This is a genomic window from Halalkalibacter sp. AB-rgal2 (genome assembly GCF_041821005.1).
In the GTDB taxonomy this organism is placed as follows: domain Bacteria; phylum Bacillota; class Bacilli; order Bacillales; family Bacillaceae_D; genus Halalkalibacter.
This window is the reverse complement of record NZ_JBGUAV010000025.1, coordinates 26,279-44,024: the sequence shown is the minus strand read 5'-3', so window position 1 is coordinate 44,024 and position 17,746 is coordinate 26,279. Positions and strand designations below refer to the sequence as shown.

The window sequence follows — 17,746 nt, the reverse complement described above, 5'->3', positions numbered from 1 at the left end:
GATGAAACAATCATGGGTCTTAGTAGGAAGTTTGTTATTACTACTGTTGTTAACAGCTTGTGGGGGCGAGGAGGCAGCTCAGTCGCAAGAAGCATCGCCAAACGATAGCGATGATCAAGTAAGCTCGATGGAAAATGGGGGAGAAGCGGTTGAAATTACGTTTCTACACGTGTTTGGCGGAGATCAGGGTGAGGTCATTAAAGAGTTAGTAGAGAACTTCAATGATTCACAAGATGAGGTTGTTGTTAAGGATGAGCAAGCACAAGGCTGGTATGATGGAGTTATAGAGCGTTTGCAAGTGCTCTCGCTTTCGGATCAGCTACCAGAGGTGACGATTAGTGGCTTTGCCTTTAATGACTATATGCAATCGTTTATGCCGATTGTCCCAGCGCAAACGTTTATCGATGAGCAGGATTTTGATTTGTCGGATTTTTCAGAGCAAATGCTCGACCTTGCGAAAGGTGATGACGGAAATTTGCATTCAATGCCATTTGCGGTTAGTACACCTATTATTTATGTGAATAGAGATCACTTTGAAGAAGCGGGGATTGAATTGAAAGCACAACCAGATAGCTGGCAGGAGGTACGCGATTGGGCAGCTCAGTTATCTGAGGTCGATGATCGCTATGGAATATTCTTTCAAATGGATTTTGATACGTGGATGTTTCAGATGATGCTAGATTCAAATGGTGGTCAGCTAGCGGATGTCGATAAACAACAGGTTCAGTTCCAACAGGAAAAAGGGTTAGACGTATTAGAGTTTTGGACAGAGATGGTCTTTCAGGATGAGTCTTACCCGTATATGAATGGCGACCAGGCACAGCAGGAGTTTCAGCAAGGGAATTTATCGATGATGGTTGCGACAAATGGGCAAATCGGTCGTTTGAAAGGCAATGTTCCGTTTGAATTAGACATTATGCTGCTGCCAGAAGGGTTAAGCGGAACAGAGCGGAAGATCCCTGCTGGTGGAGCGAACATTTTCGTGCTGGAATCTGATGAGGAGAAGGAAGCGGCTGCTTGGGAATTTGTGAATTATGTCACTTCTGAAGAAGGTACGTCGATTATTGCGGAGAAATTAGGTTATATGGCTGTTAGAGAATCGGTGTTGGAAGAGGATGGCTTACTCGGTGATTTTCTTGCAGAATTTACACAGGCGAAGGTGTCGTATGAGCAGGCGGACGATATTGTACCTTGGTTTAATTGGCCAGAGGATCACGGTCCGAGAATTAATTCTGTTATGCTATCAGAATTTGAGGCGGCCTTTACTGGGCAAAAGACAGCCGAGGAAGCATTAGCAGATGCGGCTTCTGAAGTAGAAAGGCTGTTAGGTTGGTAAAAAAGATTTTGACGGTCAACACATGGCTGTTAATGGCGATGACAAGCTCGATTGAGGTCATGAAAGGGCTCCTGCCTGCTTTTTTGCAGGATGCTCTTTCCTTATCAGCATCCGAAGTAGGTGCCTTGTTTTCAATGAGCTTCTTTGCGCTCGTGTTGTCCAATGCGTTAGGAGGAGTAATTCTTCGTTTTGTGACGGTTCGTTTTCTCTACCTTACGAGCTTACTTGTGTTTGCTTCAGCCTGCTTATTGTTGGCGATATTCCTAACGGAGCCAACAGCCTGGTACAGTCTACTGTTTATAATCGGTTTTTCGAATGGATTCGGGAGCTTGCTAGCGAATGTGTTAACCCCAGCGCTTTATCCATTGAAATCAGGTAAGATGTTAAGCATCGTGCATTTCTTCTTTGGGATAGGGACGATGACGGCCCCGTACTTTTTTCTCTTGTTTTTTAATGGTATCCATTATGAATGGCAATGGGTGTTAATCAGCTTTGCGGTGATTGCTCTTGTGTTGGTTTTTTCTGTATGGATGACGGGTTGGCCGATTGAGCGACAAAAGGGTCCATCTAAGCGGAATGTGCTACAGCGTGAATGGAAGGTGATCGGAGCAGTTGGGTTTGCTTTGTTATTTTTCTTTTATATGGGCTCTGAAATTGTCTTTACGGTATGGTTAGTGGCTATTTTCAGAGAGGCGTATCAGCTTCCTGTTCAAACCGCATCGATTCTTTTCTCGATTATATTTGCGTTATACACATTTACGAGGCTGTTTGGTGCGGGTATGATTGAACGGATCGGAGCGCATAGACTTATTAGATGGAGTGCGGTGCTTTCTTTAGTAACGATTGTATGTGCGTTTTTAGGGCTGGGGACGTGGGGGATGACCTTTTTCTTTCTATTTGGTATGACAATAGCGGTTATTTTTCCAGCGATGACATCGATTGCTGTGCGTTATTTTGGAGCTGATGCAAGTAGGATGATGGGCTATTTATTTGCTTGTGGGTTTTTAGGAGGTTCCTTCTCTTCTTGGTTATTCGGCTTCATGTTAGATAGGATCACCATCGAGGTTGCCTTTACCGTCTTACTATTCTTCTTTACGTTATTTACGATCAGTGTGCTTGGCGGATTACAAGAAAAGGGAGAGACATATGAAACTAAGAACATATCTAGAACACAATAAGGTTATTGCGTCTGTTCGATCTTTTGAGGAGCTACACAAGCTGAAGGAAACGGCTGTAACAACCGTTTTTCTCGTACGATCTAGCTTGAAAAATATTGAGGAATTTGCTTCTTATTGTGAGAAGGAATCCATCGATTTATTTATCTATTTTGATATGATTAAGGGGTTTTCCCAAGAGAAGGAAGCCGTTGCGCATTTATTGAAGCTTTGTCCTCACATTAAAGGGATCGTTTCAAACAAGGCTCACATTATTAGAGAAGCAATGGGTCAAGGGATATTTGGCATATTCACGATCTTCTTATTAGATAGCTATGGATTAAAGCAAGGGATTAAAGTGATTGAAGGCGTTGACCCTGATGGGATTAATGTTGCACCAGGGATTTTGTACCGCTCTATTGAGAATCTATCAAAGCAATTTAATATTCCAGTCATATCTAGTGGACTCATCGAAACAAAAGAGGATATGGAGCGTTTGTTTACGGCAGGAGCCACAGCGCTGTCGACAAGTAAATGGGAGCTTTGGCTATGAGAGTGAAGATTGGTGTGTTATGTACCTCTGATACACATGGCTTGTTTGATGGTAGCGTTTCAGTTGATGAGTTAAAATCGGAGTTTAACAGAATCAAGGATACAGAAGACTGTGATGGGTGGGTGACCATTGATAACGGTGACACGCTGCAGGGGAGCCCAAGCCTACATTATTATGCGCTGAATGCGAAAAAGGATCATCCTTTTCCTTTGTATATGAAAGAGCTAGATTATGATAGTTTTGTTCCAGGTAATCATGATTTTGACTATGGTAAGCTCTTTTTTGAATCGATGAACAAGGAGTCTCCTGTCCCGTTTGTATGTGCCAATATCATGAAAGAAGAAGGAAAGGTTGATTGGTTACACCCTTTTGTGATAAAGGAGATTAATGGAGTGAAGGTCGCTGTCATTGGAGTTACACTGAGCGTCTCTTTGGAAGATCCACTTTTCAAAAAAGAAGGCTGGTTAATAGTGGATGAATGGATCGTGGTTAAGCGATTGCTTGCTCACCTAAAGGAATCGATCCAACCTGATCTTATCATCGTTAGCTATCACGGTGGGCTGGACGATCAAGTAGGAGAGCGGAATGTAGGAGAACAGCTCAGTCAGTTGAATGAGATTGATTTATTAATTACAGGGCATCAACATCAACTTATTAATGACGCTCAAGGTGATGGGCCGATTGAGATTCAAACGGGTAAATGTGGTGAGAAGGTTGGCTGTGTCACCTTTGATTTTGTGAAGCAAGGGAATCAATATATAAAATCTGCCTATCGTTCTAAATTAATAGAAATAAATCATGCTCAAATAGAGGAACAAGAAGAAGTGAGTGAATGGTTTAATCGTCCTCTTTTTAAGCATCACTTGCAAAAGCAAAAGCTATCACGTTTGCAAATGGAGGAAACGTGCGTGTCAAGGTGGGTACATGAGGCTATTAGTCATGAAGCTGGTGGTGATGTAACGCTTTTTTCATTGTCTGCACAAGAGCTAGAAATCCCTTCACGTTCGATTGATCGGAGGACCTTATTTGAGCTGTATCCATATCCTGATCGACTCTACTATTATTCGTTATGTGGAGAAGAAATCAAGCAACTATTAGAGATTAGTGCAAGTATGTATGATCCAACACTTGAAATGTCTGAATCATGGCTTACTCCTCATTCTCTCTATTATCAATTTGCGATCGTTGGAGGAGCTGATTATGAGATCAATGTTTCGAAGTCAGAAGGAGAGCGTGTGACATTGGGGCTATCACCTATGAACAACTATACGGTTGCTGTGACGTCTTTTCTCGTTCACCGCGCGACAAAATACCATCCCTTCTTTGTAAAAAGGAAGCCTGTATATAAGGTCGATGTAGTCATTCCGGCATTGCTAGAAAGCTATGCTCGCAAAAAGATGACACTACAGTCAGTAACGAAACCAAAATGGAAGGTCGTTAAAGATGCCACAAATGATTAAGCTTGCTGTGTTCGACTTAGACGGTACACTGTTAAATCAGCATAAACAGTTATCGCCAAGAACAAAGCGGATAGTAAACCAATTATTAGATCAACGTTGCTTGCTAGCTGTTGCAACATCAAGACCACCTTGGTTAGTAGCGCCAATTGATCCTATCTTTCGTCGTTTTTCCATTATGATTTATTATAATGGTGGGAAAATCGTTGACCAAAGGAAACAAGAGGAAATCAATACCTATTTAGATCGAGTATCAGTGAAGCAATTTTTGTTAACTTGTCAACAAAGGCTTCCACTTCAAGTTGTAGTTATTGAAAGCAAGCAAGGAACGTACGCGACAATGGACATCCCTGATGAGTATAAGGAAGGTTTATTCATAACAGAGGGAGCGTATCCAATCATCAATGACCTCGAGGGAGTCGATTGCTATAAATTATTATTACCAACCTCTCGTAAGTGTGATCTCCAAGAGCTTCAGGAGCCCTTTCGTTATGTATTTGATTTCACCTATACGCAAAGTGGAATGCTGCTTGAAGTGATCCCTAAAGGAATCAACAAAGGAGATGCGATCATGAAGGTGATTGCAGAAGAGGGGATTTCGCCATCAGACGTGATCGTTTTCGGTGATGATTATAATGATGTTGAGATGCTAAGTATGTTCGATTGCTCTTATGCGATGGAAAATGGGATCGAGGAGGCAAAGGAAGCTGCTACATATATGGCTGGTCATCATGCGGAGGACGGTGTAGCGAAGGTGTTGGAGCGATTGGGAGGTTAATCGTTTGCCTCTTAACAGAATATGAGGCTTATGCATCTGTTCCCCAGCTAATTAGAAAAACAGTCGAATCCTGCCGAACCCTATTGTAGAATGAATGTAACGAGACAAAGGGAGAGGGTTGCGATGAGGACGACTCAAAAAGAAGGTAATGCGAAACGCTTGAGTATGGTTATTGTGACGATTATCGTTCTACTAACTGGTGGAACACTCGTACTTTCAATGATTAGCCAAGCAAATGGCGAGCCCCTTAGTGCGACGAACCATAACGAAAAACTGAGTGTGAAGAGCTTGAATGCCGAGCTATTATTAGTAGAGCTAAAGGCTGAAGAGCAGCGGCTAGCAGAAGAAGAACGGAAAAGGGAAGAGGAGGAGCGAGCGGCAGAGGAGGAACGTTTAGCTGAAATGGCTAGACAGGAAGAAGAGAATAGATTAGAAGAACAGGAACGAGAATCCGCACCAGATCCAGAGCCTGTTGAGGAGCGAGAGGAAGAGGTTTTTGTTGTCACGGACGAGCCTAAGGAGCATGTGGCGAACTCTCCAGCGTCAGAGAAGCAGGACACAGAGGTTGAAGAGCAGCCTGAGGTGAAAGAGAGAGCATCCAATCAAGACTTTGAACGCCAGGTAGTAGCGTTGACGAATGAAGAACGGAAAAAGCATGGACTGGCGGACTTGGAGATCGATAACAAGCTGATGGATGCCGCAAGAATGAAATCAAATGATATGCAAACGAATGATTATTTTGCTCATGAGAGCCCGACCTATGGTTCACCATCAGAGATGAAGCAGCACTACGGCATAGATTTTCGAGCAAGTGGAGAGAATATTGCACACGGCTATTCGTCGCCAGAGGCGGTAGTAAATGGCTGGATGAATAGTGAGGGTCATCGCCAAAATATTTTGCGTGAAGAATATACGCATATTGGTGTTGGTTATGATGGTGCGGGTCATTATTGGACGCAAATGTTTGTTGGACGGTGAGTTCTAATTTCCTTTAATAGAGTTAAGAGCAGCTGTTATTTTTGTGATTTTATCAGGCATTGAAAAAGATGAGGTATAATCTTTTTCAATGCCAATTTATTAATTGTTCATTTCCTTCATTCAAGTACAATCACGTCCTCTTCTCAAACTGCTTCACAGCTCTTATCAACCAATACAGTGCAAGCCAGGGTAAGAGGAACTTTGTCCCCCATTCGATCGCTTCGAATAAAAGACGATAGTATATTCCAAATAAAGGAAAAATAATAAAGAGTGCAAATAATGGAATAATGGCAATGCCAATTGTTTTCAAATGAACACCTCCTGTTCCTTATTTTAATATTAGTGAGGAGCGCTGGCAGTGAGAGATTTGAGCGAATTTTGTCATGTGAGCGCCCTCAATCATTTTTTTTGAGCGTTTTCAACTAAGATTAGAGCACTTCGCAATCTCTGTTGAGCGATCTAACGCCAGCGCATGTCCTCTCTTCTTGAAGAAAGGAATTGGCCGAAATGATGTGAATCATCTATACCTTTGATAGAAAAAATGTTAGGATAAATAAAAGCTTTGTAAAATAATGTATCAGTGAGTTTGGGTGAATGCGATGATACGTGCTGTACTAATAGATGATGAACCGTTGGCGATAAGGTTACTACAGAGTAGGTTAGAGGCGACAGAGGACTATGAAATTGTTGGTACATATGTCTCTGAAGATGGGCTACAAGCAGAGTTGAAAAGTATTGACTTTGATGTGGCGTTTATCGATATTGATTTACAAGGTACGAATGGAATGGACCTTGCTGAATTTCTTCTTTCAGAAATAGAAAGGATACAAGTCGTGTTTGTGACGGCTTATGAAGAGTATGCGGTGAGAGCGTTTGAACTACATGCAGTTGATTATTTGTTGAAGCCGGTTATGGATGAACGATTAAATAAGACGACGAAACGATTGAAGGAGGCGATGGTCCTCCTCCATTCTGAAGTTCGTGAGGAAGTCCACGAGCCTGTTCAAATCTACAGTTTTCAAGAATTAATGGTGTATCGTCATAAGGAGCTTGTGAATTGGAAGACGAGCAAGGTGAAAGAGTTGTTTGCTTATTTGTTTACGTATCATGAACAATACATTGATCGTGATTTGATTATTGAAGCGCTATGGCCAGAGGAAGACTATAAGAGGTCTAAGATCCATTTGCATACGTGTGTGTACCATTTACGGAAACTTCTGCATTCATTAGGGTTTCATCAGCCGATTTCTTTCTCAGATAAGTGTTATTCACTGTCTCTAAGTAACGTTCAGAATGACGTAGATGAATGGCAAGCTTTGATGAATGAATTTGAACGAGACCCGGATAAGTTTTCGACGCACCAATTCGACCGAGTCCTACACTTGTATAAGGGGAAATACTTAGAACGAAATGATTATAACTGGGCGAGAGATCGATCTTCTACGTATCAGTATAAGATGATTCAGTTTTTAAACGTCATGAAGAAGAAATACAAGGGGCGGCATGAGAAAGCGTTAAAATGTTTAGCGTTTCTTGCTCAGGAAGACCCATATTCCGAGGATTTATTGAAGGAAGAGCTTGATCATTTACGGGCAATTGGTCAATTAGCGGAAGCAAAATCGAAATATGCTGAATTTGTTAGAAGAGTGAATGAGGACCTTAGTCTTGAGCCTTCTGACTCTTTAAAGAGCTACTATCGTGCACATATCCAATCATAGAAATGATGAATGACTCCTTTAAAAGTATGGTTTTTAAAGGAGTTTTTACTTGAGCTCGGTGCATAGGCTAATAGTCATTCAGTCACAATGGGGCATACAGTTCGAATTAGCCCTTTCGACACTGTTGCTTACTATCACAAGTTCCGAAATAAACGATAAGGTACAGAATGGCCATAGACACCATGATCGCACTACGACTGAAAAGGCTATAGAGTTAGGTGGGGCAGTTATGATAAGAGCTATATTAATAGATGATGAACCACTCGCGATTCAAGTGTTAGAAAGAAAGCTTGAAGAAACAGGTGCATATGACATAGTTGCGACCTTCCATTCTGAACTGGAATGGAAGGAAGAGGTGCACAAACTGCATTACGATGTAGCATTTGTTGATATTCAATTGATTGGCAGTAACGGACTCGATGTAGTAAGAGAGATGCAAGCTACAAATAAGGAATCATTATACGTCTTTGTGACAGCTTATGAAGAGTATGCTGTTAACGCATTTGAAATGAATGTCCTTGATTACATAATGAAACCGGTATCGACGAGTCGACTTAAGAAAACGACTGAACGAATACATCATGCGCAGAAGTTGCGAGGATTTAAAGCTAATGAGGAGACAGCCCATTCTTTGAAAATTAACCTGTTTCAAGAGTTTACCGTCTATTACGAAAATGAACTCGTCCATTGGAAGACGAGCAAAGTAAAGGAGCTATTTGCCTATTTACTTACGGATCGTAATCAATATGTAGAACGCGATATGATGATTGAAGCGCTATGGCCAGGTGAGGATTATCAAAAATCCAAAAGGCATTTACATACGTGTATGTATCACTTAAGAAAAAAACTTAAATCGATCGGCTTTGATCATGCGATTACGTTTTTGGATAAACGTTATTTACTACAGATAGAGACGTCTACTGATGTTGATAAATGGAAAGAGGCGTTAGACCATTTACATAAACAACCGGATTCGGCTGAACAATTTGATCGCTTATTAGCCGTGTATAAGGGGAAATATTTAGAGCGTGATGATTATGAGTGGGCAAAGGAGCGTATGCAGGCTTACCACTTTCATATGATAAGCGTCATGATGAAGATGAAGAAATATTTCACTGACAGAGAGCAATTGGAGCAAGCAAGTCAATGCTTGTTCGTACTAATGAAAGATGACCCTTATTCAGAGGATTTGGTTCAAGAGATGATGGACATTCTCAAACGGATGGGGCGGCGGGCAGATGCGGTTTCGCTGTACGAGGGATTTTCGGCACGCTTGCAGAATGATCTACAGCTTAAGCCATCTGCCAGATTGAGGGCTTTTTTTAAGAGGATTTAGATTAGACGTGTGACTGAAATCAATAGGGTTCATGCTTTGATGGGAATGATTATTGAGGTTATATGTTCAAAGTTTAAGAGATTATTGAGAGTTAACTGGTAAAGTAGAATTATGCATTTTTTGTCATATGGTGGTGAATATCGAACAATCTATAAGTTAGGTTAGATACCTTTACGATAATGAAGGAGGGAAATTATGCGTGTCAAAAAGATCCTTTTTCTTATTTTAACGACCTTAATAGTATTTAGTTCATTTCATCAGGTGAGCTTTGTTCATTCAGAAGAAGGTAGCTCTTATGTAGGAGACTTGAATGTCAATATTGATATCTCTCCTTTTCGAGAAGCGGTATATGCTGGACAAGATGCTTTGTACCATTTAACTCTAAAGGTCACTGGATCACGAACAGAATACACCGATGCAACGATTATTGTTGAGTTACCAATTACAGATTACTCAGATTTCACACAAAACTTGACAGAATTAACTATTAATGGTCAGACGCCTACATACAACGAGACGAATCATCAATTAATCTATCAATTCGACTCTCTTCAATCAGGTCGATCATATGAAACGATGCTTAAAGTAAATACGATTAATGGAGTAACTCCAAATGGCACAACTTTGACAACGCTTACATCATTTGAAGCGAATGAACAATCAGTTATTTCCGATGAAGCGACAGTATCCGTTCAATCCTCTTTGCTGCTCTTGAAATTCCAAAGCTTGAGCTTGTTCTCCCTATCTATCTTGGAGCGTCTGATGAGATTTTGGACAAAGGTGTCGGTCAAGTAGAAGGCTCTTCTATTCCAATAGGTGGTGAAGGAACCCATACTGTTCTTGCGGGTCACCGTGGGTTAGGGACGAAAGAAATGTTTCGACATATCGATGAATTACGGGAGGGAGATGTTTTTTATATTTATACATGGAATGAAACCTTGTCCTATCGTGTTAGTGAAAAACAGATCATCTATCCTCATGAAACTGAATCACTGGAGATGGAGGAGGGAAAGGATTTAGCTACTTTATTGACCTGTCATCCCTATCGACAAAATGTTCAAAGGTTATTAGTGCATGGAGTACGAGAGTGATGATTTTCAAATAAAAATAGCACAGGGACCAGGGCTAATGAGAACTCTGGCATAGATAAACATCTAATTCCTAATAATGAATCAATCATACTAGGAATTTCATGAAAAAATGTATGAATTGCATATATTTCCATAAAACAAGGACTTAAGAATCCTTCCCATAGTGATGATATGGGAGGGTTTTTTTGGAATAAGAACCATCATGTATGGATAGATCTTGAATTTTTGTATCAGGTTTAAGTGATTTTTAAGCGTCAATTGATAAAGTAGGTTAGTAAAAAAATATAGGAATAGGTGGTGAATGATGTCAATGCTTATGCGATTATCAAAAATTGAATGATACGTATGAGTTGTGATTGGTGTGCCATGGAAAAGACAACAACTAAACATCACCGTTTGAATGAGAATAGAAAAGGCTGAAATGAAAAACAATCAAGGGCTCTTAGAGGAGATGGAGATTTGGCTCACCTTGTATGATTGTAAAGAAGTCTTGTGAAGCATGAAGGGCCGATACTAGTGATCGTGCGTGGAAGGCTCATTAGGGCTTTAAACGTGTTGGTCTGAAAAGTAAGAAAAAATTGATGAAGTGAGGGATAGGAATATAATGAAAAAAATCTTAAATATGCTACTGATTGTTGTATTAGTACTACAGACAATGACTGGTAGTATTGTGTTGCCATCATTTGCTGCAGCTAATGACGGTGAGGAAACGATATTTAAAGCAGTGACAATAACCGATGCTGAAGGAAACGAAATCGGTTTAGATGAATCGGCGGAACAAGAAGTAATCGTTCATGTTGATTGGTCTGTTCAAGGTCTTGAGGTGGGCGAAGGGTATCAAGAAGCATTAAGCTTACCAGACGAGCTTATCATAGCCCAAAATCAGACCGTTGAACTGCTCATTGATGAGCAAGTAGTCGGTGTCACTAATGTGAACGTGGATCAGACGGTCACGGTGACATTTAATGAAGTGATTGAAGAAGTACCGGAAGCGGAGGGCTTGTTTCAGTTCGAGGCATACTTCGTTCCAGATTCGACAGAGGACGAAGAGGCAGTAGATGAGAATGCCGAGGAGTCCACGGAAAGTGAAATAATTGAAGAAGACGAAGAAGTAGCTGAAGCGGATTCTGAGGAAGCAGATTCTTCAGAAGAGGTAACAGAAGACGCCGATGAAGTAGAAGAGGCGAAAGTGGAAGACGAGGATCAAGAGGAAGAAAGTGATTTACATAGCCATTCTATGTCTTCAATGAGTAGTGAAATCACAGAGAATATTATTACGGGAGTTACGTTAAAGATCGATGATGTCGAAGTCCAAAATGGAGATGAAATTGTTGTTTGGCATCCATACGACTCGTCCAATGTCTTGCTAGAATATGATTTTGCTTTGCCGAATAATCACGGTTATGGTGATGGGTCAACATTTACGATTTCAGTACCTGATATGTTTATAATTCCACAGGTGCCCGCATCAGAACACGTGCCATTATCACGGTCTGACGGAACGATTTTTGGGACATTCTATACAGAGGGTAATGAAGTTATTATTACGTTTAATGAGAATATTGAAAACGAGTCAGATATCTCAGGGAATATTAGCCTTGAATCGAACTTTGATGAACATTATGACGGCTCAGCAGAAGGAGATCGTATTGTTTTTCCGATTGAAGGAGAAGAGGATTTAGAGTTTCCGATTAAGTTTATTCCAAATGCGAATGCTATTGATAAGCAAGGTGTTGGGAATAGAAGCTATAATACACAAACGATTACATGGACAGTAGATGTGAACAAAAATCTACAAACCATTGAAAATGCTACATTAGATGATCAACTTACAGGTGAGCATTCATTTATAGATGGCTCATTAAAAGTGTATGAGCTTGAGATGAATGCGAATGGTGAGGTTGATGGTGTAACAGAAAAAACGGATCATGGTTTTGATTTGTCATTTCCAATAGAGTTAGGAGATATCGATTCAGCCTACCGTTTTGTCTATGAAACGGAAATCAATGATTCTGATGGAAATAGTTATCAAAATAATGCCACTTTGGTCGGCGACGATATGACTCCAATGCCTGCGGAAGCGTCTGTGTCTGTTGATCGTGGGAAACCGCTTGAGAAACGATCTACAGGGTATAATAATGTTTCACAAACGATCACGTGGGAAGTGAGATATAATTTTGATGAAAAGAATATTTCACAAGAAGATGCCAAGCTGACGGATGTGTTTGGTGATAATCAACAGTTAGTTGAAGGTAGCTTTGAGGTTGTCGCTGTTGAGATTAATCCAGATACTGGAGATGAAATAGGTGAGACACCAGTTAGCTCGGATAATTACTCGATTATCGAAACAGCAGACGGGTTTGAACTTGGATTTAATGATGCGATTAACCAAGCTTATAAAATTGTTTACCAAACGACAGCTATTGATCGTGTAGACAATAACTACACAGTGGAAAACGAGATTAGTGATGAGTTTGGGCATAGTTCAGAAGCGAATCGAGGAATTAGCCAAGGTATCTTCATTAAATCTCATGGTACTCCCAATTATAAAGATAAAGAAACAAACTGGTCGATTACGATCAACCATGATGAGCATGTGATGGAGGATGTTGTCTTTACGGATACATTGCCAGAAGGATTTACACTAGAGGATATTCATGTTTCTCATGAAGGTAACGAATGGGAAGATGGAGAACAGTATTCGCTAGATTATAATGAATTAACGGGGCTTATCGAGATTACTTTTAATCAAGATTTGACGAAGCGTGTCAATATTCATTACACGACATTGATTGATTTTGACGAAGCTGGTCGCGGTAGTCACGTGAATAATGCAGGGCTTGAATGGGTTCCTGAGGGTGATGATACGAGTGTGAGTCGTGAAGCTTCAGCAACATTTACCCCAGATGGTTATACACAGAATAATGGCTTTAAGCACGGGTCTTACAATTTGGAAACGAAGGAAATTACGTGGACGATTGGTGTGAACTATAACAACGAAACGCTTAATGACGTTGTTGTGGAAGACTTCATTATAGGTGAGCAAAACTTTGATATTGATGATGTGAAAGTTTATGAAATGAATTTAACATCAGTGGCTAATCACTATGAGATTGGTGACGACGTAACGGAACACTATACGATTTCATCAACAACTAGAGAGGAAGAAAGCATCACACAGGATGGCTTTCAAGTCTTATTAGGTGATATTACGACGGCTTTCGTTATTCAATATACGACTGATTTAAATGACCAATTGGTTGAAGCTTCTTATGATAATGAAGCAACTGTATCAAGTACGAACAAGGACGACTTTGGTTTACATACTACAGTTAGTCCGCAGTACGGTGGTCAGTTTATCGACAAGAGTGGACAGCAAAATGCAACAAATGGGCGAATTGTCAACTGGCGAATGAATCTTAACTTTAGTCAATCCTCTGTGGCGAACTTCGATGTTCATGATACGCCGAGTATTAATCAGACGATTCTAAGAGACACGCTAGTCGTTTATGAAACGAATGTTAGTGGGAATTCTATCAATAAGAATGAGGATTCTATATTAGAAGAAGGTGTAGATTATACACTGGTATTTAGTGAAGATGAAGATACAGGACAAGAATCCTTCACCCTTACGTTTAACGATGAAATTGATCGAGCGTATGTTTTAGAATATGATACGTATATTTTGTATGCGGGAGATGGAAATGCTTACGGGAATACAGCTACAATTGCAGGTGAGATACCCGGAGATGAAATTGAAAGCTCAGATTCGACGAATACAAATATCTCCTTCAATAACATCTCGGGAACGATTACTGGTCAGGTTGGCTCATTACAAATTACGAAAGTCGATGCAGACGACACTGAACTAACGTTAGAAGGTGCAGTATTCGAGCTGTATGACGAAGCTGGTGAAGTATTATTACGAACGGGTACGACCGATGAAACCGGAGTTGTCACGTTTAATAACTTACTTTATGCGGAGTATCAATTGAGAGAAGCAGAAGCTCCTGAGGGCTATGTGGTCGGAATTGAAGATACGCAGACAGTAAGCGTAAATGCTGCTGTGACTGAGATTGAAGTGGTGAACTATGAAATTAAACGCCATGTTGAGTTGACGAAAGTCGACGGTACGGATGGTACATTGTTAGAGGATGTCGTATTTGAGTTATGGAGCGCCTCTAATGATTCGATCATTGACACATACACAACGAATGCTGATGGAGTCATTTACGTTGAAGATTTAGAGCCAGGTGATTATTACTTTATTGAAACGACACCTGCAGATGATTATGAAGCGAATGAAAGCCAATACCCTTTTACAATAGAACCAGAGCAACTCACCATTGATCAGATTACAGTAGAAAACGAATTGATTCATGGTAGTGCTTCTATTCAAAAGGTTGATGCGGATAATTCAACAACAGGATTAGAAGGTGCGGTATTTGAAGTTCGAACGGCGTCAGGCGACCTTGTACGGACGATAACATCTGACGAGGATGGTGTTGTCGATACAGGTGATTTACGCCCTGGTGATTATCAATTAGTAGAAACTGAGGCTCCATTTGGATTTAGTATTTCTAATGATGAACCAATTGAATTTACAATTGAAAGAGAAACTCAGAGGGGTACAGAAGATCTACTCAATTTAGGAACGATTGCAAACGAAGTGAAAACAACATCGATTGAACTTACAAAAGTTGATGATGTTAATGGTCAAGTGCTAGCAGGTGCAGAATTCACATTAACGTACGTAAGTGGTGAGTATTCAGCAAGTTCACAAACGGCAGAAACAGATGAAGATGGAAAAGTAACATTTAATAATCTAAAACCAGGAATCTACGAATTAAGGGAAACGTCAGCACCAGATGGTTATCTTTTAAGTAGTGAACCAATAGAGGTAGAGGTAACGCTTAATGATGTGGATAGTGGTGAAACAGTAACGACTATGACAGAAAACAGCCCATCTATAAGTGTTGAAGTGGAGAAAATCTGGTTAGATGATAACTCACCAGAACGTCCAGAATCGATCAATGTTACTCTTCTGCAAAATGATGATATATTTAGACAAGAAGAGGTGACGGCAGAGGAGAATTGGGTCTATACCTTTGAAGATCTACCAAGATACGATGAAAATGGTGTCGAGTATACGTACACGATTGATGAAGAGGAAGTAGACGGGTATGAGAAGTCTATCGACGACTTTAAGATTACAAACTTACGAGTCGGTACAATAGACGTAGAAGGAACCAAAACATGGCTAGATAACAACTCAGACGACCGCCCAACATTGATTGAAGTGAACCTACTTCAAAATGGCGTTCAGGTTGACAATCAAGAAGTAACAGCAGCGGACAACTGGCAGTACAGCTTCACAGACCTAGATGAGTTTGATGAAGAAGGAATTGCCTATGAGTATACGGTGAAAGAAGAAGCAGTAACTGGTTATGAGACGACAATCAATGGCTTTGACATCACGAACTTACGTGTCGGTATAACGTCTGTTGACGTGAAGAAAGAGTGGTTGGATGGAGATTCAGATGATCGTCCAGAATCAATTACGGTTCACCTTCTGCAAAATGGCGACAAATATGATGAAACAGAAGTGACGGCGGAAGAGAACTGGGAGTATACCTTTACCAACTTGCCAAGATACGATGAGCAAGGTGTCGAATATACGTACACGATCGAAGAAGAGGAAGTAGCGGGTTATGATTCTATGATCGATGGTTATGAAATTACGAACGTACGGGTTGGCACGATTGATGTCGATGTAACTAAGGCATGGCGTGATGATAATCCAGCAGACCGTCCAGCTGAAATCACTGTGAACTTACTACGAAATGGTATAGTGATTGAAACAATCGAAATCGATGCAGACATGGATTGGGAGCATACGTTTACCGACCTAGCTGAGTTTGATAGTGAAGGTGTCGCGTATGAATACAGAGTGACTGAGCACGATGTTCCAGGCTATCATTCAGAAGTAGAAGGCTTTGACATTACGAATACTCGCTCAGAGGAAAAATCGATTGTTGTGACAAAAGGTTGGTTAGATGATGATTCAGAAGACCGTCCAGAATCGATTACCATTACACTTCTGCAAAATGGGAATGCGTATGAAACAGTTAACATCACGGAAGAGGATGGCTGGACCTATGAATTCGCTAACTTAGATGCCTATGATGATGCGGGTCAAGCGATTGAGTATACGGTTGAGGAAGAGCCTGTAGAAGGTTATGAAACGACAATCAATGGCTTTGACATCACGAACCTACGAGTCGACACGACGTCTGTTGAAGGGACGAAAACGTGGGTAGGTGATACACTAGAAGATCGCCCAGATTCAATTGTGGTTGTCCTTTATCAAAATGGTATCGAGTATGAGAAGAAAAACGTGACACGATCAGATGAATGGCAATATAGCTTTACGGACTTGCCGAAATTTGATGAGTCTGGTGTAGCGTATGAGTACACGATATCGGAGCTGGACGTGGATGGATATCGTTCAGAGACGGACGGTTATAATCTCATTAATACGTTCATACCGATTGCTCCAGAAGAAGAGGAGGTCCAAGAAGTAATATCAGATGCAACTGAGGAGGATGGGGAAGCCCAATTGCCTTCAACAGCAACTAACCTCTTTAATATTGTTCTATTTGGAGCAGGATTCATTGCTTTGGGATTGTTAATCCTAATGATTGCCCGAAGACAAAGAAAAGCATAATGTTGAATAAGAGAAAAGCTTTCACACGGTTATGACTTGTGTGAAAGCTTTTTTATAAAGGGAAAAATGTATAAATTTCGGGTAAAACATGTGGGAGACGCATAGAGCAAACTTAAAGGAGAGGGGCGGCTTCCACGTTACACATTTTTCTGAAAAAAACCCACTTTCAGAAAAACTGAAACCCGCTATAACGGCTTCGTACGCTGCATTAAAAAAGATACTGTCGCGTTTTTTTAATGTTAGTAATGGTGAGGGTTAGCGAAGGAGAGATCGAAACCTACGTCAGGTAGGAAATTCGATTCAGGGGGAGTCGAGGTTTCCTCTGAAACGAGTTCACTAAAATATGAAATACTTTGGTAATTTTTTTTGTTTTATATAAGTCTATTGAACTAGTATTGGCACCCTGAGCTTGTTACGGAGTAGCCTGGAAAGGGTAACTAACCTCGTTATGGTAGCGGATTAGATCATATTCAAGTGATATGTTCTGTTACGTTTTTACTTCTTTTAACCTATTAACCTTGTATAGTTTTTGTATATTTGGCTAAAGTAAGATGAAAAATGAGGAAATTTTCACATTGTTGCGTGCAATGATGTTTGCAGATTAGCGAATTTGAGGAG

General features: G+C 40.6%; 12 protein-coding genes. 11 read left to right on the top strand and 1 reads right to left on the bottom strand.

Annotation, left to right across the window (positions count from 1 at the left end):
- Position 1: 1 nt before the first annotated feature.
- The 6 genes from ACERJO_RS16775 to ACERJO_RS16750 all read left to right on the top strand — a co-directional run bounded on the left by ACERJO_RS16775 (position 2) and on the right by ACERJO_RS16750 (position 6,256).
- On the top strand, positions 2-1,336 hold the full coding sequence (locus tag ACERJO_RS16775; RefSeq protein WP_247102433.1) for an ABC transporter substrate-binding protein: 1,335 nt from the start codon (positions 2-4) through the stop codon (positions 1,334-1,336).
- Positions 1,330-2,514, top strand: coding sequence for an MFS transporter (locus ACERJO_RS16770; protein ID WP_373648212.1), 1,185 nt, complete (start codon positions 1,330-1,332; stop codon positions 2,512-2,514). The genes ACERJO_RS16775 and ACERJO_RS16770 overlap by 7 nt, the downstream gene beginning before the upstream one ends.
- Entirely contained in the window at positions 2,483-3,043 is a 561-nt protein-coding gene (locus ACERJO_RS16765; protein ID WP_373648211.1) for a glycerol-3-phosphate responsive antiterminator, read from the top strand. The genes ACERJO_RS16770 and ACERJO_RS16765 overlap by 32 nt, the downstream gene beginning before the upstream one ends.
- The gene (locus ACERJO_RS16760) at positions 3,040-4,503 is read left to right on the top strand and encodes a bifunctional metallophosphatase/5'-nucleotidase (protein WP_373648210.1); all 1,464 of its coding nucleotides are present in this window, start codon (positions 3,040-3,042) and stop codon (positions 4,501-4,503) included. The genes ACERJO_RS16765 and ACERJO_RS16760 overlap by 4 nt, the downstream gene beginning before the upstream one ends.
- Positions 4,487-5,278 (top strand): HAD family hydrolase, encoded by a 792-nt coding sequence (locus ACERJO_RS16755; RefSeq protein ID WP_373648209.1) that lies wholly within the window; start codon positions 4,487-4,489, stop codon positions 5,276-5,278. The genes ACERJO_RS16760 and ACERJO_RS16755 overlap by 17 nt, the downstream gene beginning before the upstream one ends.
- Positions 5,279-5,401: 123 nt before the next feature.
- On the top strand, positions 5,402-6,256 hold the full coding sequence (locus ACERJO_RS16750; protein WP_373648208.1) for a CAP domain-containing protein: 855 nt from the start codon (positions 5,402-5,404) through the stop codon (positions 6,254-6,256).
- 130 nt (positions 6,257-6,386) lie between these two features.
- On the opposite strand, the gene ACERJO_RS16745 is transcribed toward ACERJO_RS16750, so the two are convergent.
- Positions 6,387-6,566, bottom strand: a complete 180-nt coding sequence (locus tag ACERJO_RS16745; protein WP_373648207.1) for a hypothetical protein — start codon at positions 6,564-6,566, stop codon at positions 6,387-6,389.
- Between the two features lie 289 nt (positions 6,567-6,855).
- Between ACERJO_RS16745 and ACERJO_RS16740 the strand changes: the two genes are divergently transcribed.
- The 5 genes from ACERJO_RS16740 to ACERJO_RS16720 all read left to right on the top strand — a co-directional run bounded on the left by ACERJO_RS16740 (position 6,856) and on the right by ACERJO_RS16720 (position 17,128).
- Entirely contained in the window at positions 6,856-7,974 is a 1,119-nt protein-coding gene (locus ACERJO_RS16740; protein ID WP_373648206.1) for a response regulator, read from the top strand.
- Between the two features lie 58 nt (positions 7,975-8,032).
- Positions 8,033-9,310: a response regulator gene (locus ACERJO_RS16735; protein ID WP_373648233.1), complete on the top strand. Its 1,278-nt coding sequence runs from the start codon at positions 8,033-8,035 to the stop codon at positions 9,308-9,310.
- A gap of 195 nt (positions 9,311-9,505) precedes the next feature.
- Positions 9,506-10,105: a hypothetical protein gene (locus ACERJO_RS16730; protein ID WP_373648205.1), complete on the top strand. Its 600-nt coding sequence runs from the start codon at positions 9,506-9,508 to the stop codon at positions 10,103-10,105.
- Complete coding sequence (locus tag ACERJO_RS16725) at positions 9,997-10,401, top strand: class C sortase (protein WP_373648232.1); 405 nt, start codon at positions 9,997-9,999, stop codon at positions 10,399-10,401. The genes ACERJO_RS16730 and ACERJO_RS16725 overlap by 109 nt, the downstream gene beginning before the upstream one ends.
- Before the next feature lie 604 nt (positions 10,402-11,005).
- Positions 11,006-17,128, top strand: a complete 6,123-nt coding sequence (locus tag ACERJO_RS16720; protein ID WP_373648204.1) for a Cna B-type domain-containing protein — start codon at positions 11,006-11,008, stop codon at positions 17,126-17,128.
- Positions 17,129-17,746: the final 618 nt, after the last annotated feature.

Excerpts from the sequence above, each read along its gene's own strand:
- ACERJO_RS16720 (WP_373648204.1), top strand. The coding sequence starts at position 11,006 with ATGAAAAAAATCTTAAATATGCTACTGATTGTTGTATTAGTACTACAG.
- ACERJO_RS16760 (WP_373648210.1), top strand. The coding sequence starts at position 3,040 with ATGAGAGTGAAGATTGGTGTGTTATGTACCTCTGATACACATGGCTTG.
- ACERJO_RS16730 (WP_373648205.1), top strand. The coding sequence starts at position 9,506 with ATGCGTGTCAAAAAGATCCTTTTTCTTATTTTAACGACCTTAATAGTA.
- ACERJO_RS16740 (WP_373648206.1), top strand. The coding sequence starts at position 6,856 with ATGATACGTGCTGTACTAATAGATGATGAACCGTTGGCGATAAGGTTA.
- ACERJO_RS16750 (WP_373648208.1), top strand. The coding sequence starts at position 5,402 with ATGAGGACGACTCAAAAAGAAGGTAATGCGAAACGCTTGAGTATGGTT.
- ACERJO_RS16775 (WP_247102433.1), top strand. The coding sequence starts at position 2 with ATGAAACAATCATGGGTCTTAGTAGGAAGTTTGTTATTACTACTGTTG.
- ACERJO_RS16755 (WP_373648209.1), top strand. The coding sequence starts at position 4,487 with ATGCCACAAATGATTAAGCTTGCTGTGTTCGACTTAGACGGTACACTG.
- ACERJO_RS16765 (WP_373648211.1), top strand. The coding sequence starts at position 2,483 with ATGAAACTAAGAACATATCTAGAACACAATAAGGTTATTGCGTCTGTT.